General features: G+C 67.7%; 17 protein-coding genes. 10 read left to right on the top strand and 7 right to left on the bottom strand.

Annotated elements, in window-relative coordinates; genetic code table 11:
* Positions 1-237: 237 nt before the first annotated feature.
* From H489_RS34035 to H489_RS34020, 5 genes are all read right to left on the bottom strand, one after another.
* On the bottom strand, positions 238-2595 hold the full coding sequence (locus tag H489_RS34035) for a transglutaminaseTgpA domain-containing protein (protein ID WP_017888340.1): 2358 nt from the start codon (positions 2593-2595) through the stop codon (positions 238-240).
* Positions 2592-3923 (bottom strand): DUF58 domain-containing protein, encoded by a 1332-nt coding sequence (locus H489_RS37080; RefSeq protein ID WP_017888339.1) that lies wholly within the window; start codon positions 3921-3923, stop codon positions 2592-2594. The genes H489_RS34035 and H489_RS37080 overlap by 4 nt, the downstream gene beginning before the upstream one ends.
* Complete coding sequence (locus H489_RS34030) at positions 3923-4927, bottom strand: AAA family ATPase (protein ID WP_051067424.1); 1005 nt, start codon at positions 4925-4927, stop codon at positions 3923-3925. Before H489_RS34030 ends, H489_RS37080 begins: the two co-directional genes overlap by 1 nt.
* A 203-nt stretch (positions 4928-5130) precedes the next feature.
* On the bottom strand, positions 5131-6135 hold the full coding sequence (locus tag H489_RS34025) for a sugar phosphate isomerase/epimerase family protein (RefSeq protein WP_017888337.1): 1005 nt from the start codon (positions 6133-6135) through the stop codon (positions 5131-5133).
* A complete protein-coding gene (locus H489_RS34020) occupies positions 6132-7370 on the bottom strand; it encodes a Gfo/Idh/MocA family protein (RefSeq protein WP_017888336.1) in 1239 nt (412 codons plus the stop codon). The genes H489_RS34025 and H489_RS34020 overlap by 4 nt, the downstream gene beginning before the upstream one ends.
* Positions 7371-7485: 115 nt before the next feature.
* Here H489_RS34020 and H489_RS34015 point away from each other — a divergent pair, with 115 nt between their 5' ends.
* The gene (locus tag H489_RS34015; protein WP_017888335.1) at positions 7486-8490 is read left to right on the top strand and encodes a LacI family DNA-binding transcriptional regulator; all 1005 of its coding nucleotides are present in this window, start codon (positions 7486-7488) and stop codon (positions 8488-8490) included.
* 1047 nt (positions 8491-9537) lie between these two features.
* On the opposite strand, the gene H489_RS34010 is transcribed toward H489_RS34015, so the two are convergent.
* Positions 9538-10605, bottom strand: coding sequence for a hypothetical protein (locus H489_RS34010; protein ID WP_152427336.1), 1068 nt, complete (start codon positions 10603-10605; stop codon positions 9538-9540).
* A 693-nt stretch (positions 10606-11298) separates the two neighbouring features.
* Complete coding sequence (locus H489_RS38390; RefSeq protein WP_017888333.1) at positions 11299-11436, bottom strand: hypothetical protein; 138 nt, start codon at positions 11434-11436, stop codon at positions 11299-11301.
* A gap of 267 nt (positions 11437-11703) precedes the next feature.
* On the opposite strand from H489_RS38390, the gene H489_RS37860 reads away from it, so the two are divergent.
* From H489_RS37860 to H489_RS38835, 9 genes are all read left to right on the top strand, one after another.
* Positions 11704-12369, top strand: coding sequence for a hypothetical protein (locus H489_RS37860; RefSeq protein ID WP_152427335.1), 666 nt, complete (start codon positions 11704-11706; stop codon positions 12367-12369).
* Positions 12370-12994: 625 nt separating this feature from the next.
* Entirely contained in the window at positions 12995-14038 is a 1044-nt protein-coding gene (locus H489_RS34000) for a beta-propeller fold lactonase family protein (RefSeq protein ID WP_031260353.1), read from the top strand.
* A 70-nt stretch (positions 14039-14108) separates the two neighbouring features.
* On the top strand, positions 14109-14762 hold the full coding sequence (locus H489_RS33995) for a hypothetical protein (protein ID WP_031260352.1): 654 nt from the start codon (positions 14109-14111) through the stop codon (positions 14760-14762).
* 71 nt (positions 14763-14833) lie between these two features.
* A complete protein-coding gene (locus tag H489_RS33990) occupies positions 14834-16057 on the top strand; it encodes an MFS transporter (RefSeq protein ID WP_017888329.1) in 1224 nt (407 codons plus the stop codon).
* Positions 16050-17201, top strand: a complete 1152-nt coding sequence (locus tag H489_RS0119785) for a winged helix-turn-helix domain-containing protein (protein ID WP_017888328.1) — start codon at positions 16050-16052, stop codon at positions 17199-17201. The genes H489_RS33990 and H489_RS0119785 overlap by 8 nt, the downstream gene beginning before the upstream one ends.
* Entirely contained in the window at positions 17201-17641 is a 441-nt protein-coding gene (locus H489_RS37075) for a hypothetical protein (protein WP_017888327.1), read from the top strand. The genes H489_RS0119785 and H489_RS37075 overlap by 1 nt, the downstream gene beginning before the upstream one ends.
* Positions 17634-18224 (top strand): thiamine pyrophosphate-dependent enzyme, encoded by a 591-nt coding sequence (locus tag H489_RS37070; protein WP_017888326.1) that lies wholly within the window; start codon positions 17634-17636, stop codon positions 18222-18224. Before H489_RS37075 ends, H489_RS37070 begins: the two co-directional genes overlap by 8 nt.
* A gap of 1184 nt (positions 18225-19408) precedes the next feature.
* Positions 19409-19708, top strand: a complete 300-nt coding sequence (locus H489_RS33980; protein ID WP_167578324.1) for a hypothetical protein — start codon at positions 19409-19411, stop codon at positions 19706-19708.
* 319 nt (positions 19709-20027) lie between these two features.
* Entirely contained in the window at positions 20028-20459 is a 432-nt protein-coding gene (locus H489_RS38835) for a type IIL restriction-modification enzyme MmeI (RefSeq protein ID WP_413813399.1), read from the top strand.
* The last annotated feature ends 38 nt before the right edge of the window (positions 20460-20497 follow it).

The following is a 20497-nucleotide window of genomic DNA, read 5'->3' as shown; positions in this document are numbered from 1 at the left end:
ACGCACCACCCGACCAACCCCGCAGCGCCCGACGAACCCCGCACCGTGCAACATCCGCCGAGCCATCGCCCAACGGAGCCCGCACCGTGCGAGGTTCGCGACCCCGTGCCCGCTCGACCGCCCCGTGCACGCCTACAGCCCCGCACCGAGCCACCAACCACGCACCACCCGACGAACCCCGCAGCGCCCGACGAACCCCGCACCGTGCGAGGCTCGCACCACGCGCCCGCGCCGGCGTCAGGCCGAGCGACGATCCCGACGGCGGGGCTTCGGCCCGTCGTGGGACCAGGCGGACGACGGCAACAGGCTCGGTGGCAGCAGCCGCGACCGCACGACGCGCACGCTCGGCACCGACTCGTCCAGGGCGACACGGGCCTGTCGGACGTGGCTGCCCAGCGCCGCACCGTCCGCCGATGCGGCCCCGTCGGCGGCGAAGCGCTCACGGTCGACCGCGTCGACGGCGGCCTCCAGGTGCGGCACGACCGACGCGGGCAGTCCGGGCCGCAGGCGTCCGAGCACGGCTCGGGCAGTCCGGGCCACGGCGGCGGCGTCACCCGGCGGCGCGAGGCCCGGGGCGTACCCGTGGTCGGCGACGTCGTCGAGCAGTTCCCGCCACGCCTGCACGGCAGGTGACCGACCGGCGGCGATCGCCGACAGCCGGGAGCGGCGACGAACGGCACGCACGAAGCCCGGGGCGACCAGGACCGCGAGCACGAGCAACAGGCCCACCAGCAGACCGACGGGGCCACCGCCGCCGCCGGTGCTGGACGCACCCGCAGCACCCGGAACCGGGGACTCCGACGGAGTCGACGACGCCGCCTCTTCCGCCGGGGTGGTCTGCTCGGGCGCCGGCAGCGGGGTCTCCGGTGCCGCTGCCGTCGGCGAGGCCGAGGGTTCTTCGGACGGAGCGGCCTCGTCGGAGTCGGGCGTCGGCTCGAACGCGACCCAGCCGGCACCCTCGATGTACAGCTCGGGCCACGAGTGCAGCTGCCGGTTCGACACGGCGTACTCGCCGTCGGGCTGCGGCGACCCGGCCCGGTACCCCACCGCGATGCGCGAGGGGATGCCGAGCGTCCGGGCCATCACGGCCATCGCGGACGAGAAGTGCACGCAGTACCCGTCGCGGACGCGCAGGAACGTCGAGACGACGTCCATGCTGTCGCCGTCGTAGCCCTGCTCCACCGGAGCGGTCTCGGAGTACGTGAACAGGTCGCTGCGGAACCACTGCTCGAGCGCCCGTGCCCGGCCGTAGTCGTCGGTCGCGGCTGCGGCGACACGGGTGGCGGTGGACGAGATGTTCGCCGGCAGGTCGTCGGGCAGGGCGAGGTCGGTGCGGAGCTGCTCGCGGCTGGGCTCCCGGAAGCCACGGCCGTCGGAGCGCGCGAGCACCCCCGAGGCGGCGACCGCGTCGAGGTAGTCGTTGGCGAAGGTCGAGGCGCCGTACGCCTCGTACATCGCACCCCGGGCCGTCGCGGCGCCGGTCGACCGGACGGTGCTCGAGTTCCCCATCCAGCGCCACTGCGACAGGTCGAGGTTGGTGGACTGCGACTCGATCGAGACCGCACCTGACGGCACCGGCAGGTAGGTGCTCGACAGCCCGGTGATACGGACCGTCACGTCGCCGCGGCTCGCCAGGCGCGGGTTGACGCCTTCGGCCCACTGCTGTTCGTCGGCGGTGTCGGCTTCGGCCGCGTTCGTCACGGTCGGCACCCAGTCCCCCGTGCCGAACTCGTCCAGGTCGGCGAGCTTGAGGTACTCGGGCTGCCCGTCCGACGAGCGGTACCGGAAGACCTCGAGCTCGCTCGGCCGGCGCAGGTCGTTGCCGAGTTCGAGCAGCGTGCCGGGCCGTCCGGGCTGGATCGGGGACTGGATCGCACCGGTGACACCGGACAGCCAGCTGGCGTTGAGCGGCACGATCGTCGGCAGTCCGATGGCGACGACGAGCCCGATGGCACCGACGACGGCGGCGGGCAGTGCGCGCTGCACGGGGCGCACCGACAACCACAGCAGGGCGAGGAACGCCACCGACGTGGCGATGACGAGCGGGGTACCGGCGGGCTGGCCGGTGATGACGCCCGGCACGATCAGGATCACCAGGGCCGGCGCCGCGGCGAGCGACGGGATCCGCGCGATGGCGGCGAGGAACAGTGCGACCGCCGCCACCCACCCGATCGACGCCGTGACCACGAGCCGGATCGCGTCGGTCTGTGGCAGGGGTGCCGGGTTGAGGCGGATCGCGGCGAGCGTCTGCCCGAGGGCTCCGTCGGCGTCGAGCCACCCGAGCGGCTGGATGTCGTTGACCAGGGCGGCGGCGCACGAGCAGGCGATGACCGTGCCGACCAGGACGACGAAGCGGATGCCGGGCGTCTGCCGGCGCACCGCGAGCATCACCGCGACGAGCACGGCGACGACGACGACACCGGACACCCACCAGGCGATGCCCTGCACGAGCGGCCGGATGGCGAGGGCGGCGAGGAGCACGGGCACCGGCGCGAGGGCGACGACCCAGGCGCTCGGGACGTCACGCAGGTCGTCCCGCTCCAGGATCTCGCGCACGTCGGCGCGGCCACGCGCCGGGGAGGTCGCCCCGGTCACCGCGCTGCTCCGGACGGCGTCGCACCGGCGACCGGCACCACGAGGGTCCGCCAGCCACCGCGGTCGAGGATGCCCCGGACAGCAGGGTCCGGCGGCACGATGGTCGCCAGGATGCCGCGGCTCGAACCACTCGTCGCGCTGACGAGCTCGGCGGCTTCCTCCGCGGTGCAGGTACCGGTCACGACGGCGGTCATCCCGTGCACGTCGCGGCCGCGGACCTCGGGCAGGACGTCGGTCACCTGTCGCGCATCGGAGCGGAGCCGGACGTCGGCGAGCCCGACGAGCACGTCGGTGAGCCCGCCGACGTCGCCCGCGTGCCGGGTCGCGCCTTCGGGGCCGTCGAACACGAGCACGACGCGGGAGGTCCGGGCGGCGAGCGCGCGGGCGACACTGGCGGCCACCACCACGGCGTGCTCGAAGGCCTGGTCGCCGCCCAGATCGGAGAGCTCGGCGAGGTCTTCCCGACCGAGGCGCTGGTAGGACTCGCGCCGGACGTCGAGCGCGATCACGGCCTCGGGCGGCTGGGCCTGCGTGGTCTGGCGGACGTGGAGTTCCCCGCGGCGCGCACTCTGGGCCCAGTGCACCCGGCGGATCGGGTCACCCGGTCGGTACGGACGGAGTTCGCTGTCGTCGGCCGAACCGCCCTGTCCGACCCGGCCCTCGTCGGCGGAGACGGCACCGGCGAGCGCTCCGGCGTCGATCGCACCAAGCGGCGCCGAGGCCGGCACGACGACGATCTCTTCGGCCGCGACGACGGGACGGTCGATCCGGAGCAGGCCGAAGGGGTCCTCGACCCGGATCGTGACGGGCCCGACCAGCGAGCGGCCGCGGTGCATCGCGAGCGCTTCGACGTCGAGCACCGCCGGCGGCAGGCCAGGTCCGACCTCGGCGTAGGTCTCCGCCTCGGCCAGGCTGGCGAAGGCGTCCTCGAGCTGTTCGCGGACGAGCAGCGTCGCCCGCGGGCCGAACGGCAGGCTGGTGCCGCCCAGGGTGATGCGTTCGCGGTAGACCTCGCCCACCTGCACGATCGCCCGGGCGGTGCTGCGGCTGCCTCGCAGCGGGGTCGCGACCACGAACGCCATGACGATGCCGAGCACGACGAGCACGAGCAGTAGGAGCCCTGCCGTGACCGCGACGCTCGTGGAGCCGACCAGGCCGCCGCCGACCAGGCCGATGCCGACCGCGATGACCGTCCAGCCGCGGACCGTCGGACGCGGGAACGGGGTCCGGCGTGCCAACGAGAGCCCGCGGCGACCGAACCGGGCGGCCGTGGACCGCGCGGCACCGACGCGTCGCAGCAGCGACGGCGGTGCCGGTGGACGCGCCATCAGGAGCGGACGGGGGTGGCCGTGAACGGGATGGCGGTGTCCGAGACGATGCGGACGACGATCTCGCGCACGGTGTCCTCGCCGGTGCCGCCGAGCCCCCGGGCGACCGGCACGAGCCGGTGTGCGAGGACGATCGGGGCGAGCGCTGCGACGTCGTCGGGGGTGACGAACGGCCGGCCGGCCAGCGCAGCGTGCGCACGCGCGGCCTGCGCGAGGTGCAGCGTCGCACGGGGGCTCGCACCGAGCACCAGGTCGGGGTGCGTGCGCGTCGACCGGACGATCGCGATGATGTACGCCTCGACGTCGGGGGCGATGTGCACGTGGGCCACGGTCTCGATGATCTGCCGCAGGGTGGTGACGTCGACGATCGGCCGCAGGCGCGACAGCGGGTCGATGCCGCCGCGGTTCGCGAGCATCTGCCGTTCGGCGTCGACGCTCGGGTAGCCCATCGCGATGCGCGCCATGAAGCGGTCGCGCTGGGCTTCGGGCAACGGGTACGTGCCCTCCATGTCGATGGGGTTCTGCGTCGCGACGATCATGAACGGACGGTCCAGCTGCCGTGTCACGCCGTCGACGGTGACCTGCGACTCGGCCATCGCCTCGAGCAGGGCCGACTGGGTCTTCGGGCTGGTGCGGTTGATCTCGTCGCCGATGACGACGTTCGCGAACACCGGGCCGGGCGAGAACCGGAAGGTGCCGGACGACTGGTCGAAGATGTTCACGCCCGTGACGTCGGACGGCAGCATGTCGGAGGTGAACTGGATGCGGTTCACCGATCCGCCGACCGAGGCGCCGAGCGCCTTGGCGAGCACGGTCTTGCCGACCCCGGGGACGTCCTCGACGAGCAGGTGCCCCTCGGCGAGCATCACCGTCAGGGCGGTTCGGATGGCTTCCGTCTTGCCGTCGATCACCGTGGCGACGGAGGCCACGATGTCGTCGCCCACCGATCGCACGTGTTCGAGCGGGAAGGCGGGGTCGGTCGGTTCCGGCACGCAGGGCTCCATCGTCACAGGACAGGTGTCGTGCATGCTACCCCGGCCCGGTGACAGCACCCGGCACGGGTGCACCGACTGGTCGTTCCGCGCACCGGTGGCCGATCCGCGCAGGGTGCGGCCGGGAGGCACGGCGCACCACGAGCGGATCCGTCACCCGGTGTGCGGAACGGTTCACGGGCCTCCAGGCGGTGTGCGGGTCTGCCGCCGGACGGTCAGGCCCGGTGCGGCAGTGCCGCGTCCGCGGCGCGCAGCACGCGCGCGGCGACCGCGACGCCGTCTTCGCGCCCGAGCTCGGTGTCCTCGTGCTCGATGTTCACCCACATGTCCGGGTCGATCGCGCGCAGGGCCTCGAGGAACGTCGTCCAGTACGCCTCGTCGTGGCCCTTGCCGAGCGCGACGAAGTCCCACGCCGACGGCTTCGGCCACTCGTTCGCCCACTCGTCGCCGCCCAGGTTCGTGCGTGGCTCGTCGGTCGACAACCGGCGGAACGAGTTGTCGAGCACGCCGTTGATCGCCGCGTGCGGGTTGATCCGGACGTCCTTCGCGGCGGCGTGGAACACCAGCGGGCCGAGGTCGCGGGCGACCGCCACCGGGTCCATCTGCTGCCAGAACAGGTGCGAGGCGTCGAGCTCGACCCCCACGTTCGTCAGCCCGCCGCGTTCGACGAGCTCGCGGATCGTCGCCGGGTTGAACACCAGGTTCTGCGGGTGCAGCTCGAGCGCGACCTTCACGCCGTGCTCCCGGGCCAGGGCGTCGATCTCCTGCCAGAACGGCACCGCGACGCTCCACTGGTGTTCGAGGACGTCGAGCGCGGCCGAGTTCCACGCGTTCACGATCCAGTTCGGCCGCGTCCCGCCGGGCTCCCCCGCCGGCAGGCCGGACATCGTGACGACGCGGTCCTGTCCGAGGCGGGCGGCGAGGCGGATGCTGCGCCGGACGTCCTCGGCGTGCGCGGGACCGATCGCGGGGTCGGGGTGCAGCGGGTTGCCGTTGCAGTTGAGGCCGGCGATCGAGACACCCGTCCCCGCGAACTGCGCGAGGAAGGCGTCACGGGCTGCGTCGTCGACCAGGATCGCGTCGAGGTCGGGCACGTGCACCGGGGGCAGGAAGCCGCCGGTGTTCAGCTCGATGCCGGTCAGGCCGTTGGCCGCGATGACCCGGAGTGCGTCGGCGAGCGGTCGGTCGTGCAGGATCGCGTTGTAGAGACCGAGCTTCATGCGCGGACACCCTCCGTGGTCGGGACGACGGCGTCGGCCACGTCGACGGACGCACCCCCGGCCGCGGCGGACCGTGCCACAGCGTCGAGGACCTCCATGTTGTGCACGCCGTCGTCGAACGTGGCGTTCGCGGGCAGGGCGTCGGGTACGTCGCCGGACAGCCCGGCGACCTCGTCGAGGAACGCCCGCGCCTGGTACTCGAACATCTGGTTCTGCCCCCAACCGACGCCCGGGGCGTCCATCGCCATGCCGCCCGCGACGTAGGGGTGGTCCGGGCCGAGCACGACCTGGCGGTACCCGCCCGTGCGCGAGCCGTCGGACTGCAGCGCGAGGCCGATCTCGGAGGCGCGCTCCTGGTCCCACCGGGCGGCCCCGCGCTCGCAGAACACCTCGATGACGAGGCCGTTCGGGTGCCCGGCCGCGACACGGGAGGCCTCGAGCGACCCGACGACCGTGCCGTCACCGAAGCGTGCACTGAACGTGGCGTAGTCGTCGTTCCCGACGGCCGCGGTCGCACCGGTGAGCGGGACCGCCTGCCCCCGCAGGGCGTGTCCGGCGGCCACGGGTCGCTCGGTGATCGACGTGGTGAACGTCCCACCGTTGACGCTCCGGACCGGTCCGGCGAGGAACTCGGCGACGTAGGACAGGTGGGAGCCGACGTCGGCGAGCGCCCCGGACCCGGGCTCCCCGGCGAAGCGCCACGAGAACGGAACGTCGGGCGAGGCGCCGTAGTCGGTCCAGTACCGGCCCGAGACGTGCAGGACCCGGCCGAGCGTGCCGTCCTCGACGAGCTCCTTGATGGCCGCGAGCCCGGGAGCGCGACGGTAGGTGAACCCGATCCGCCCGAGGACTCCGCGCTGCTCGGCCTCGGCAGCGGCGGACGCCATGGCGCGGGCGTCGTCGAGCGAGTCGGACAGCGGCTTCTCGCACAGCACGTGCTTGCCGGCGGCGAGCAGCCCCTCGACGATCTCGCGGTGCAGCGTGTTCGCGACGACGACGCTCACCACGTCGATGTCGTCCGCTGCCGCGATGGCCCGCCAGTCGGTGTCGTGCCGCTCGTAGCCGAAGCGCCGTGCGGCCTCGGCGGCGAGGGGCTCGTACACGTCGCCGACCGAGACGAGCCGGACCGGCGGCAGTGTCGAGGTGAAGAGGGAGGGTGCGTTCCGCCACGCAGCCATGTGGGCCTTGCCCGCCATGCCCGCGCCGATGACGGCGACGCCGATGCTGTCGCTCATGTTCTCTCCTTCGAGAAGGTCGCTGGATCCGATTCTGGAACGTTCCAGAACGTCTCGGTAGACTGTAGCCGCACCAGCCCATGTCCTGTCAAGCACCGTGCCGGAAAGGCTCAGCGTGACCCCTCGCCCGCCGACGATCATCGACGTCGCCGCACGCGCGGGCGTCTCGAAGTCCCTGGTGTCGATGGTGCTGCGCGACGACCCCGGGGTCTCCCCCGCCCGCCGCTCCGCGGTGCTCGCCGCCGTCGCGGAGCTCGGCTACCGCCCGAACCGCGCCGCCGCGATCCTCGCCGGCACCCGGACCCGCACCATCGGCGTCATCGTCGACGACTTCCGGAACCCCTGGTACGTCCCGATGCTCGACGGCATCCGCGAGGCCCTCGCCCCGCACGGGCTCCGCCTCACCCTCGCCGACACCCGCGCCAACGCCCACCTCGGTTCCTCGCCCTTCGACGACCTGGTCTCCCTGCGGGTCGACGGCGTGGTGCTCGCCGCCGAGGGCTTCCCCGACGTCGTCGTCCCCGCGGACACCCCGGTCGTGGTCGCCGGTGCGCGTGAGGACGTCCCCGGCGGACTCGACGTGGTCGCCTCCGACGAAGCCGCCGGCGGACGGCTGGCAGCGGATCACCTGATCGGGCTGGGTCACCGCCGCATCGTCCACGTCACCGGCTCGGGAGGCCCGGCTGCGCTCCGCCGGGACGCCACCGTCGCGCAGCTGGTCGCGTCGGGCATCGAGCCGCTGGTCTCCGGCTCCGGCCCCACTTCGGAAGCCACCGGCTACGAGGGCACGCGGCTCGCACTCCGGGAGCACCCCGACCTGACCGCGGTGTTCGCCGCGAACGACGTCATGGCGATGGGTGCGATCGCCGCCGTGCAGGAAGCCGGACTCCGCGTGCCGCAGGACGTCTCGGTGATCGGCAACGACGAGACCCCGCTCGCCGCGTCACCCCTGCTGCGCCTGACGACGGTCGACCCGCACAACGACGAGGTCGGGCGCCTGGCGGCTGCGCGGTTGGTGGAGCGGATCGGCGCGGCTGCGGGAGCCCCGGCGGGTCCCATCCGGACGCTCGTGCCACCGACGCTCGTGGTGCGGTCGACGACGGGGCCGCCGCGCGCCTGATCGCGCTCGAGCCGCGGAACCTGGTTCCGGCGGGGTCGACCGCCGTGCGAGGCGCCCGGGAACGACGAAACCCCGGTCCGATCGGACCGGGGTTTCGTCGTGCTGTTCGTACAGTGGGGTAGTTAACGTATAGCCAAAGATCGACGTACTTGCGCGGAAGTAGGAGGTCTCGCCATGTGCTTGTGGCACAGGCACTACTGCACGTTTGGCACAGCTCACTGCGCACGGCGTCACCCAGACGGGCGCATCGGATCCAGGGGAGCGGTCGGCCGCCATCACAGAAAACCTCGCCAGGGCAGTGCTCTCCTGCCGCTGGTCGAACGTGACATGACCGGTTCGGTCCAGGACTGCCCGAGTGCGGGCCCAGAACGGAGTCTGGCTCGCGGTAGCCTGCCCTTCCCGGAACCGACACCGCGATGGCAGGGGCGCTTTCCGAATACTGATTGGCTACCGAGGCATTCGCGGTGACGCAGTGGGTATCGTAAGGCGAGGATCCCGCAAGGCGTGAGGTTCTCTTGGATGGCGTTCCTTTCTTGGTGAAGCCCAGAGCGTTGGCTTCGGCCATCAACCGACGGCGCTCTTGGTCGGCACGTCGATACGCCTCGTTCACGCGCGCTGTGCGTCGGAGCAACGCGCGGGCCTCTTCGAGGGTGCGCGGGGCCGGATCGGTTGCGTCGCGTGTTGCCGTGCGGACCTCCAGATTCGGTGGTGGCGACCACTCCGAGCGCATGGGGATGGCGGCATGCTCCACGCCGTGTGACCGCTTCGGTGTTGGGTCGCTGGTCCGCCCAATGGCAGTCAGTTGCGGACCCGAAACACCGTCTTCACAAACGCCGTTTGAGTCAGCGTGGGATACCTGGCCAAAGCGGTGCTCTCCGCGTCGGACTAAAGCACGGCTCTTGGTTCAGCTGCCTGCGCTCCTCGGGGCAGATCGAAGGCCTGCGCAGAGGCCGTTTCGGTACAGCCTTGGCTAGCCGTGCAACTTGGGAAGCGGGATCCGGCGACGAGACGGCGGCTTGGACGAGAGCCTTTGTGTTGATTCGCCTCTCACGCTGACGGAGCCGTCGCGGGTAATGCTTCCGCCAGGTCATGAGGCTCAACTGCCAGCCACTCGTTCAGGATGCGCGCTGTCGTCGTGCAGAGGTCGTCAAGCTCGTCGAGACGGTGCGGTGTCGACTTCACGCCGAGCGCCCAGCCCTCCTTGTCGGTGTAGCCCTTGACGAGCCAGCGCTCGTCCTTGAGATGCTTTTCCGCGACATCGAGCTTGTTGTCGCGCGGCGCGTTCGGCTTCGCCTTACGGTCGTCGTCGGAGCGGCGGGGCGCGGGGTGGAGGCTGACGGTCAGTTCCTTGAGACGGTCGTCCGTCAGCACCTCCCGGCGCAGGGTCGCGAGGTGCTGAGCCCAGATCGGGGCCGTAGTTCCACCGTCGTCGGGGAAGTCGACGTCTACTGGTTTGGTACGGATCTCGATCCCGAGGCTGTACTCGAGACGCAGTTTTCCGGGATCGGTAGGCATGCCCTGACCGGTGACCTGAATCTGACCGCGGATCGTCCGTCCGGAGGTGAGCTTCGGTGAGTGGAACTCAATCGACGGGTTCCCGTTGCCGTTTCGCCGCACGTGCACCTTCCATCCGGGATCGGTGAGGAGGCGGCCGAAGTTGGTGTCCCTCAGTACTCGTTCGACTCGTCTCTTCGTCAGTGGCATGGCGTCGACGTCGGCGTTGGTGAGCCGCGAGTCCCTGAACGAGCCGAGGACGTCAGCCCATGCCAGGACGTGCAGGTCGGTGAACTCCGAGGCGTCGGTTACCTCCGGGAGGACCACAACTAGATGACCGCCGCCGTGCTCATTGAGCGCCTGCAGCTCCTTGTCGACCTGCTCCGCAGTTAGCTCGTGGTCAAACTTTGACTCGATACCCACAATCGTCGAACGGTTGCCGTTGGTGAAGGTCAAGAGGAGGTCGATGTCCCCGATACCTTCGCACCTCACCGACACGAACTCGCCGAGGCCCGCGTCGCTCACGTCGAGCGTCTCCTCAAGGAGCGCGGTGAACGCCACCGGATCGTGTCGGATCTCCGCTGCGAACGCCCGGTTCGCCATCGTCTCAGTCGTGTACACGACACTCATCGTCGTTCCCCCCTCGTTGTCGACAGGAGCGATGTCCCCCGCCCCCGCTGCCACAACCCCGTGACGACTACAGTCAAGCAGATCGACAGGTCCACGGCGATCGAGCAGGCGTCTTGACTGCTTGGCACAGCTACTGGCGGGGACGTCGAGCGCTGGGCCCTCGACTGCGCGCTGTCTGGGATCCTCCGCCGAATCGGCCACGCCGAACCGAATGCGGGTGGAGATGAGCAGCCCGCCCGGATCCTCCGCTGGCGAATGACGGGCACTCCAGAGCAGACAACTGCGATCCTCGCGACTCTCAGCGAGATCGCGGCCGTCATCGATGCAGGACCAACGCCAATCGACTAGATCAGACGACCATCACTGAACCTCGCCGATCTCCTCACCCCGTCCGCCTGGGAACGGATCTGCGAGGCCGCAGGCCATCATGCCGGCCTCGACCGGACACTTCTGCACGCCCGTCGATACGTGCACCAGCGAGCTTGCGGGACGCACACAAGCACGATGCCTGAACCGCTGCGCATCGGACGCAGCCGCGGAGACGCGGCAGAGTGCGCCGCGTTCAGGATCGGCATGACCAGCGAGATGCGTTCGTCAATCGATCGATTAATCCGGGTAGGCCTCCGCCACTGTTGAGTCCCCGAGCCCGTCACGTGGACGCCGACCACGGCAGTCGACCTGTAGTCACCCGGGCGGCACCTCGACGACATTGACCGCGACCGGCTGCATCTGCTCATCGCTGGCGGCGTCACCACCATGCGTGCTCTCACTCAAGAGGTCGGCCGCACCGCGAACCACATCGTCCGGTCCTTGGAAGAGCATCCGCCGAGTGTGCACAGAACCGTCGCCGCCATCAATTGGACCGCGACGCTCCCGCCTGCGAGGTCGCACCTCGTTCTCGCCGCACGAGGAACCGACGTCGATCTCGCCCCCGACACGTCCCAAGTCAGACCGAAAGCGGACACATGACCCACGCACCAAACCCAACGAGGCTCCACCTGCTTCTCGGCTGGGACGGCGTGATCACCCCCGCCGGCAAACCGTCCCAGAGTCATCGACGCCGACACGACCGACGCGCACGGACGCCCGGTGATCGTCCGATGGGATCCACTGATCACCGCCGATCTGCGATCCCTGGTCGACGAGTTCCCAATCCGACTGTTCTGGCTCACCGCGAACGGGTACCTCGTACCCGAACGCTGGGCGCCGATCGTGGGTCTGCCTGGATACAGGTCCAGCGGCACTGCCACCGACATACCTGGCGGGTTCGGGTATCCGCCGCCAGCTCCCCATGGGTGGTCTTGGTGGAAAGCGAAAGCGGCGATGCTGCATCTCACCGAAGCGGACCGAGTGATATGGGTCGATGGACACATCAGCGCGGAGATCGCGGAAGACGCCCGGACGCGAAGCCCAGGAGGGAGACTCGTCTGCCTCGCGCCAAAGGATGCGGTGGGGATGTCGGTGCACGACCTCGCGCTGATCCGGTACTGGGCGGAAGGATACGCTGACACACCAGGCCAACTCATTGGCTTGCCGGCCCCGAAGACCGACGACTCGTTCTGGTGGCTGACGCGGGAGCAGGTAAAGGCAATACGGTCGACTGCTCGCGCCGACGTTGAGCAGGCGACCGTCCGTACCTGGACGGCTCACATGGAGTCTTGTTTCGGCGCCGCCGAGGTCGCGGACCTTCTACATGCTCGATCGACCGACGTCGAAGCTGCGGTAGCTGCCGGCGATATCTATGTGGAGAATTGAGACGGCCGCGAGCTGTATCTGGCGTGGCAGTTCGATCTTCGACACCCACTCCCCTCGCTCAGCGCCGTCTTGGCTGCTCGAATTCACGGGCTCATGGGTCCAACGCTTCAGGCGCGGATGCCCCCAAACTCACCCTCCTGCGCAACGGTGAACGGGTGTCTCCCAAGCAGTGGCTCACCGCAGGCATGCCGGCCAGCGCACTGGTGGGCCTGCTCGCCGCTCGGTCATATTCCTAGCGCAAGGCGGACCGCTCGAACGGGAAGTTCTGCTCCGAGGAAGTCCGGGCCGCAGCGGCCCGGACAACCGAAGCGCGGTCAGAAGTCGCGATCCTCCGCCGACGACGCTCGGCTGGTAGATCCAGCGCAGCATGCCTTGCGGGCGAGGGTACGAGTGGGGTAGACAGGTCAGTGCGTAGCCGATGCGCGTCAGACGCTACGGGGAAATAGAAGCGTGGGGGCGGAATTGGGGAGGGGATGCAAGATTGCGTCTCTCGCGTCGGTACAAGAGGGCCACGAATGACGCATCTTTGGCGCGCTACGAAAACTTAGGCAAGCTTCGCTGGTTCATCAGATAGAAACAAAATTGCGCTTGACTTGCTCGTTGGAAATCCGGTAGGAATGATGACATGACGAACATTCAAATTTTCTCCACCGACACCGACGACGGCGTTGTTTCGGTCGTTTCAAAAACTGGCACCGGCGAGCACCGACTCATTGAACAGATTCGCGTAGGAAACGCGCCGCGTGGTGGCGTCAAATTTCTGAAGAACGGTCGCGGATTTGTGTGCAACACGAGCCAGAACACGCTCTCGGAGATCGACGCGGTCGCACTTCGGGAGGCACGTCGAATCGAGGTCGGCTTTGGCCCGCGGGGGCTGGCGATCTACCCCGGCGACCACCATGCGCTGGTGAGCAACTCCGGTTCTGACACCCTTTCCATTGTCGACCTGGACCTCAACGTGCAGGTGGCTGAGATCCCGATGGGACGTGATCCCCGACACATGGCGATCTCGCCCGACGGGCGCTTCGCCTACGTCTGCGTCTGGGGCGACGGGTTCGTCAGCAAGCTCGACGTCAGCGGGCTTGCGCATGGAGACATCGCGTCGGTCCGGGAAGTTGGCCGGATCGACATCGACCAGACGGCGCACCCTTACAGCCTCAACTTCGATTCAGCGGGGAAGCAGGTGTTCGTCGCGAACACGCAGGCCACCTACGGCACCGTCATCGACGTCGAGACGGACACGTCCGAAAAGATCGAGTTCGGTGAGATCGGCGGACGCGCGGTCGCGTTCACCCCAGACGGCAAGCTCGCGCTCTTCACGCTTGAGGCGGTCAACCGCGTCTACGTCGTGGACGTGACCTCGCACGAGGTGCTTCGATACATCCCGGTCGGACCCGGCCCGCGAGGCCTCACCGTCGACGCGAAGGACGACACGATCTACGTGACAAACTTCAAGCGCGGCACGACCTTCGCGACGGCAGGGCCCGACTTCGCCGCCAACAGCCTCACCGCGGTCGACCTCAAATCTGCCCCGCTGACGCGTCAGGAAGGCGAGTTCACCTATGAAGAGGTGATGGTCGGCTACGGCCCGTGCAGTGTCGTCACCTTCGACCTCGACACGCTTTCCCCCGAGGACCGGTCACGCCGCCTCGAGGACATCCACGCGTAGTACTAATCCACCGTCCCGCCGCCCCGGGCTCACAGCCCGGGGCGGCACCACGAGATCAGAAGCGACACCGTTGGTCACCCTGAAGTTCGAACGACTGCACCCCTGGGCTCTGACGCCCGAAAAGCCGCGACTCGACGTGCGCGCCTTGCGAGAGGAGCGCGACCTGTATGCCGAGCACTTCAAGCACAAGCGCATTGCGAGGCTCGAAGCGGACTGTCCTCCCTATCGGATGGGCTTCGAACTCGGGTGGGAGGTGCGATCACCGGTCTCCATCCGGATGCGGCCTCTCGACGACGCAGACCTCGGGCTCCAAGACGGAGAGGACATCGGCAGTGTCGGCCGTCGGTATGGGCGCACCGAAGCGTGGGACCGCGACGGCGGCTGGGTGACGACGTCCGGCGGCTCTTGGATGCAGATGTACGACTATCGGACGGCCGGAGGCTGGGAGGCCATGTTCCTTCCGAACGGCCAGGGAACGATCGAGTGGCACCTCGGCTGGACAGTCGATGTCCCGAAGGGCTATTTTCTCGCGACCCTGCCCGTCGGGGCAACGGGAATCGAAGTTCCCCTCGGGGTGGTCAGCGATCGCGCCAACCAGAGCATGCTTCAGAACGGCTTCAGCCTCGCCTTCGCACCCACCACGGACGTCACCATACGCCGTGGCACGCCGGTGGCGCGGCTCGTCCTGCTCCACGCAGATTCCCTCCAAGCATCGGCAGCCTAGCCATGCGATCCGATCTCCTAGTGCGGGCTGTCCGTGCTCCCGGAGTGGCACCTCTACTCGGAGCTGCTGCGATGGCGCGAATCGCGGCCGCCGCAACTCCGCTTGCGCTACTGGTGGCCCTGGCTCAGCCATACGGGTTCGCGACGGCTGCCATCGTAGATGGTGTCTACACGATCCTGCTGGCGGTGCTCGGGCCCTTCCGTGGCCGCCTCGTCGACCGTTTCGGGGCGCGGCGCGCGCTTGTGCCGATGGCAGCGATCGCGTCGGTGGCTTTAGGGCTCGTCGCCGTTTCGGTCACCGTCGTCCTTCCGTGGCAGCTCACGCTGGTGTTCGTGGTACTCGCCGGAGCGGCGGCACCTCCGATCAGCGCAGCGCTTCGCGTGGAGTGGTCAGAAGTGGTCGGCGGCGACGCCGACTTGACGCGTGTCGCGCACTCGCTCGACTCGCTGCTCGAGGAGAGTGCGTTCGTCGTCGGCCCCCTCTTGGCGGGCTTGGGCCTAGCGACGATGGGCGGAGCCGCGTCCTATTCGGTCGCGGCCGGCCTCACCATCGCGTCGACGATCGTGTACTTGTTGCTGTACGTCATCCGCTCTCGTCGCGCTGCCCCTATGTCGACCGAGCAGGCTGCATCGACTGACGAGTCGCCGACCAGCGAACTCCGTGGTCCGGTTATTCGCATCCTTGGGGCTTTGTCGTCCGTGTCCGTCCTCCGGATCCTGGCACCGCTTGCCGCGATGGGATTCGTCTTCGGAGGTATCGATGTTTATGCGCCCGCATACGCGACGCACCTCGGAGCCGTCGGACTGTCCGGCGTCATCCTCGCGATGGTGAGCGTTGGCGGTGTCATCGGAGGCGTCTGGTACTCGATGGCGTCGTGGGACAAACCGCTTTGGCACAAGTACATCGCGCTCACCTTCGGCTTCGGAATGCCTATCCTCGGGCTCGTGCTCGCCAGCAACGTTTGGGTGATGTGCATCCTCCTCGCACTGGCAGGCCTGGCCGTGACGCCCTTATACATCAACGCGTACCTCCTCGTCGACTCCGACGTGCCACGACCAATACGGCACGAAGCGAACCTCTGGCTCGGCGCGAGCACGGATCTCGCCAACGGCGCATCCGCGATCCTCGTTGGGCTGTTGGTCAGTAACGCGCTCTGGTTCGAAGCGCGCGCGTCTATCAGCGCGCTAGCACTCGTATGCCTGACGCTCCTCACCCTGCTGTTCGCGAAGAGTGGGGCGACAGTATCCCGACGTCCCGATCGGCGCACACCAGTAGCAGGTAGGTCCGATGCCTGAGTCGCTCTCAACGATCGAGGTTCGACGCCTTGCGATCGGAGCCGCCGGGCTTAATGACGCCACGCGCTCCTTCGCTACCGCCATCGCGAGGCTCCGGATCCTGCAGCTCGACGCCATCAAGGTGACGGCGCGCGCTCACGAGCTGGCTCTGTGCGCCCGAGTCCCCGGGACGACGGCAGACGACGTCAGCAGTTGGCTTTGGAGTCAGGCGCAGCCAGTAGCTTTTGAGTACTGGGCGCATGCAGCATCGCTCGTTCCGATCGAGGACTGGCCACTCTGGTCCTACCGACGAGACTCGATCAAAGCCGCTCAGCTCGACTGGGCTCCCGTTCCGGAACTCCGAGCCCGGATCCTCGACCAATTGGAAGCGGAGGGCCCGCAAGGAACCCGCCAGCTTCGCAGGGGCGAGGCTCCTAGCGCCGGCTGGGGATGGGGACCACTCAAAGAAGCGGTCGAGCACATGGTGTGGACCGGCGAAATCATCTGCGCCCGACGGGCCGGCTGGGAAAGGGTCTTCGACCTCCCCACGCGAGTTCTGCCACAACGTCTCCTGGACCGGAAGCTGGACCCGGGAGAAGGGCGACGGACGCTCGTTCAGAACGCACTTTCCGCGCTCGGTGTCGCAACGACGAAAGACGTGGCCGACTACCTCAGGATGCCGGAGAACGAGGCGGCCGCCACACTCTCGGAGCTTGCGACCGAGCAATGCGTTGTCGACGGATGGGCGGACACCGCATGGATCGCGCCCGACGCGTTCGCTTCGGCAGCCCAACCCCTTACGCGCCCTATTGCATTGAGTCCATTCGATAATTTGATATGGCACCGTCCGCGCGTGCAGCGCCTGTTCGGCTTTGCCCAGACCTTTGAGGCGTACAAGCCCGCCGCCAAACGGAAATACGGCTACTACGCTTGCCCGATCCTAGCCGAGGACCAATTGATCGCGCGGGTAGATGCGAAAATCGAGGATAGGACATTAGTCGTCAAGAATCTCGTAATGGAAACGGGCCGAGAGTCCGCACACGATGACGCGATCGAAGCAGCTATCTCATCGCTCGCCGAGTCCGTAGGGGCAGCGGGAGTCCTTTATGCCGCTACCGTTGGGCGTCCTGTCGGAAGCCGAACTGAAGCGATGCGGTCGATGTGATGACGTTCGACAGCTACGTCTACGTTCCCTGCTCAATCCTCATGGGCCTACCGCTACGCTTCGACGCGACCGAGTCCTTCATAGCCTCACGTGAAGACGAAGCCATGGCGATCGCGTCGGGACTCCTAGTCGCGGGACGGTCACCGCTCCTGATGATGCAGAACTCCGGTTTTGCAAACGCCCTCAACACTCTCGGTTCCCTGGTCATCGCCTACGGCCTTCCCCTGCCAATGCTCGTCACGCTTCGAGGGGGTCCGGACGACCCCAATCCGACGCAGCAGCCAGTTGGTCAGGCGACCCCGGACATCTTCCGGGCGTTTGGGCTCAGTGCTCACGCGCTGGATCAAGGCTCTGTCCTCGCGCAGGCCGAGGCTCTCAGCGCGAAATATCGCCACCAGCAGGATCCTCTCGTCATGACGTATAGGCCGCCGAATGCTTGAGACCAGCCAGGTGCTCGCAGCCCTTCGAAGCGCCGAACCGCGTGCGGTCCTCGTCGCGCAGCTCGGGAATACGTCTGGGCTCCTGGCTCTGGTGAGTCCCAATCAGCGCAACTTTTATCTCCTCGGCGCGATGGGGAATGTCATCCCCTTCGCGCTCGGTATCGCTGCTGGCGTAGCAGGTCCCGTCATCGCCATCGAGGGCGACGGCGGCGCCTTGATGGGACTGGGCTCCCTCGCCACCGCAGCGCGATACGCCCCGGAGAATCTCAGAGTCATCATTCTCGACAATGAGGTGTACGACTCGACCGGCGGTCAGCCATCCGCTACGGCCAGCGGCGTCAATCTCGCTGGGATCGCAGCGAGCTGCGGATCCATGCCTGTCGCGACGTTCGACGAAGGGCCAGCGGACGCCCTCGTCGAATTCACACTCTTACCGGGATTTAGGGTCGCCGTGGCGAAGACCAAACGATCTTGCGGCCTTCCACCGTCAGGGGCGCTGGATCCACACGAGATTGTCGCTGGTGTCAAGAACGCGATCCGGTCGGACGAGTCCGCGACGTACCCTTCGAAGCTGCGAGGATGAACCCATGGGTGGCCTGCATCACGTCGAGCTTTGGACTGACGATCGAGTGGCGGATGTACAGCATTGGGACTGGCTCCTCACGACGCTCGGCTGGTCACGCGGTGACACATGGGACCGTGGATGCTCATGGACGTGGGGGTGCACCTACCTCGTCCTGACAACTGCTCCAGCAGTCAAGCGAGGCCACCACGATCGTCGCCGGGCTGGGCTGAACCACCTCGCGTTTCACCTTGACTCTGATTCAGAGCTGAGACAACTGGTCGCTAATGCGAGGGGCAACGGATGGATGATGCTCTACGAGGATCGCTATCCAGGGCTCAACGACAACGGGTCGCTCACTGCCTACCTCACCACTGAGACCGGATGGAAGGTGGAGCTAGTCGTCGGCGAAAGCACGACAACCGACCGACAGGTGGGCGCATAGCTGCGGCACTTCGGTGGCAACAGTCACGCTGTTCAGCGTTACTAGTCACAGGCCACCGGCACGCAAGCAGGGCCGCACGGAAGCTGGCCCGGCTCCGAAACTGTCATCGGGCACCGACCGGACTGTGCAACTGTCCCACGAGCTGCCGGGTGCCCGTCGCGCCACGGACGGGGAGGGGCGCCTGACCAGAGAGCGCGCGAAGTCAGCGAGACAGCGAACGGCGCTGCCACGAACCACTGATTGTCCTCCGGTCGTTTCACTCAGTCCCCTGCGCGCCGACCCCAACGACGACGCGGCCACCAAGCACTTCGGACTGTCACTCGCAAAAGCTTTCTCCCCCGCCAGACAGATGGTCTCACCCGGTTTTATCGCGGAGCGACAAGTTGCCTAACAATCGGCGACGACTCTTTGCTTGGCCGGCCCCGATTCTTCAGGACTAGCGACGACACTTTGCGGCGCCGTGCACGCCAGCGCCACATACGGGGTCGAATCTAGCAGCACGATGCACGCCCGAGTGGCTAACCTCCGCAGATCTACTCATTAAGCGACAGAATCACCATCTGAACGACAAGCCAATCACTTGAGCGATGAGTGATGAGCGCCGAGCGCTCGCGCCATGCGACAACTCCTAACGGCGCCTCCTTCCCTGCCGATAACAATTGTCATGACACAAGGACTTCCGGTGGCCCCCTCGAACCGCCTACCCCGCTGGCAATTTCGCACCCGCATGGTCTTTGGACTCTCGGCGACCGTGGCCGCGATGATCGCCCTCGTGTTCGGTGCCTATCCGATCTACGAGCCCGCACAGGACGCGGCCGCATCCGGTGGATCGCTCTTACTTGCCTATGCCACGATCGCGTTTGCCCGCTACGAGAAGAACAGTTGGTTTTTTGTGCAAGTCGGCATCATCGTGGTCACACTTGCTCTATGGTTTCTGCAGTACACATTCGGGGCCGCGTGGGTCCCGGCAGTCCAAGTGAGCCTTGCGATGATCTCTTTTGCGATTCCCGCTGTCTTCTCTTGGAAGACCACTCCGATTTGGGCAAACGCTGACTGGTGATGGGATGATGACCGACCGGACGAAACCGCGGAGCACGTCATTGCCCCAACCCCTCTTCAACTTCTCACACGTTCACCAGAGCGATATTCCGACAGCCATGCTTCCCAAGCTCGTCCTGAGTCCGCCGACGCCCTCACACGCAGCCACGCGTTCAGCAGCCTACTCGAATCCATAAATCCCGACGCCCCGCTAAAAGTTGCAGCAACGCACTCTTCCTGGTGGCGTCGTGTGCCGACCGCCGCCGAGCTATCGGCAAGCGTCCTCGACGGCGGCGCCGACATTGTCTTGACCCATAAAGCACCGGTGGGCGCTTCGAGACGTGTTGACGCGACCCTCGCGCGCCGCCCTATTCGCCGTCATCTCGTCGAAGATGTTCCCCGCGTGGCATCGCCTCGTCGGTGGCCGCACTATGTGCGACCTCCGCTTCGGCAACACGTCCACCTGGAACACGTTCCCGCTCTCGAGCATCTCCGCTGCCGAGCGCGAACGGATCATCACGGCAGGGCAAGCGGGCGATGAACGATTCGGCCCGGTGGATGCCGTCGGCTTCGGATTCCCCTGGTCCAAGCACGGAGGCCGCCTCGGCAGCCTCTCGCAGGATGTGTCCGGGATCTTGCGCGTCGGTCAGCAACTCGTATGCGACCGGTCGGCGCTTCCGTCGGCTCACGATTCCTCCGTCGCTGGGTCGGCTCCAAGCGCAATACTTGCACGTGAGACGCCGACGGTTCGCGCCTCGTCGACAGAGATATAGGGGTGCAGGAGCTTCACCGAGCACTGCCCCGGGAGGAG

It is taken from the genome of Curtobacterium flaccumfaciens UCD-AKU (assembly GCF_000349565.1).
Lineage (GTDB): Bacteria > Actinomycetota > Actinomycetes > Actinomycetales > Microbacteriaceae > Curtobacterium > Curtobacterium poinsettiae.
Note: the sequence above shows the minus strand (reverse complement) of the source record. Positions and strands in the feature narration are given on the sequence as shown.

What these genes read in the sequence shown, in the direction of transcription:
- H489_RS37080 (WP_017888339.1), bottom strand. Translation starts at nt 3,923, where the DNA reads ATGGCGCGTCCACCGGCACCGCCGTCGCTGCTGCGACGCGTCGGTGCC.
- H489_RS34030 (WP_051067424.1), bottom strand. Translation starts at nt 4,927, where the DNA reads ATGGAGCCCTGCGTGCCGGAACCGACCGACCCCGCCTTCCCGCTCGAA.
- H489_RS34025 (WP_017888337.1), bottom strand. Translation starts at nt 6,135, where the DNA reads ATGAAGCTCGGTCTCTACAACGCGATCCTGCACGACCGACCGCTCGCC.
- H489_RS34020 (WP_017888336.1), bottom strand. Translation starts at nt 7,370, where the DNA reads ATGAGCGACAGCATCGGCGTCGCCGTCATCGGCGCGGGCATGGCGGGC.
- H489_RS38390 (WP_017888333.1), bottom strand. Translation starts at nt 11,436, where the DNA reads ATGCTCTTCCAAGGACCGGACGATGTGGTTCGCGGTGCGGCCGACCTC.
- H489_RS34000 (WP_031260353.1), top strand. Translation starts at nt 12,995, where the DNA reads ATGACGAACATTCAAATTTTCTCCACCGACACCGACGACGGCGTTGTT.
- H489_RS33990 (WP_017888329.1), top strand. Translation starts at nt 14,834, where the DNA reads ATGGCGCGAATCGCGGCCGCCGCAACTCCGCTTGCGCTACTGGTGGCC.
- H489_RS0119785 (WP_017888328.1), top strand. Translation starts at nt 16,050, where the DNA reads ATGCCTGAGTCGCTCTCAACGATCGAGGTTCGACGCCTTGCGATCGGA.
- H489_RS37075 (WP_017888327.1), top strand. Translation starts at nt 17,201, where the DNA reads ATGACGTTCGACAGCTACGTCTACGTTCCCTGCTCAATCCTCATGGGC.
- H489_RS37070 (WP_017888326.1), top strand. Translation starts at nt 17,634, where the DNA reads ATGCTTGAGACCAGCCAGGTGCTCGCAGCCCTTCGAAGCGCCGAACCG.
- H489_RS33980 (WP_167578324.1), top strand. Translation starts at nt 19,409, where the DNA reads ATGATCGCCCTCGTGTTCGGTGCCTATCCGATCTACGAGCCCGCACAG.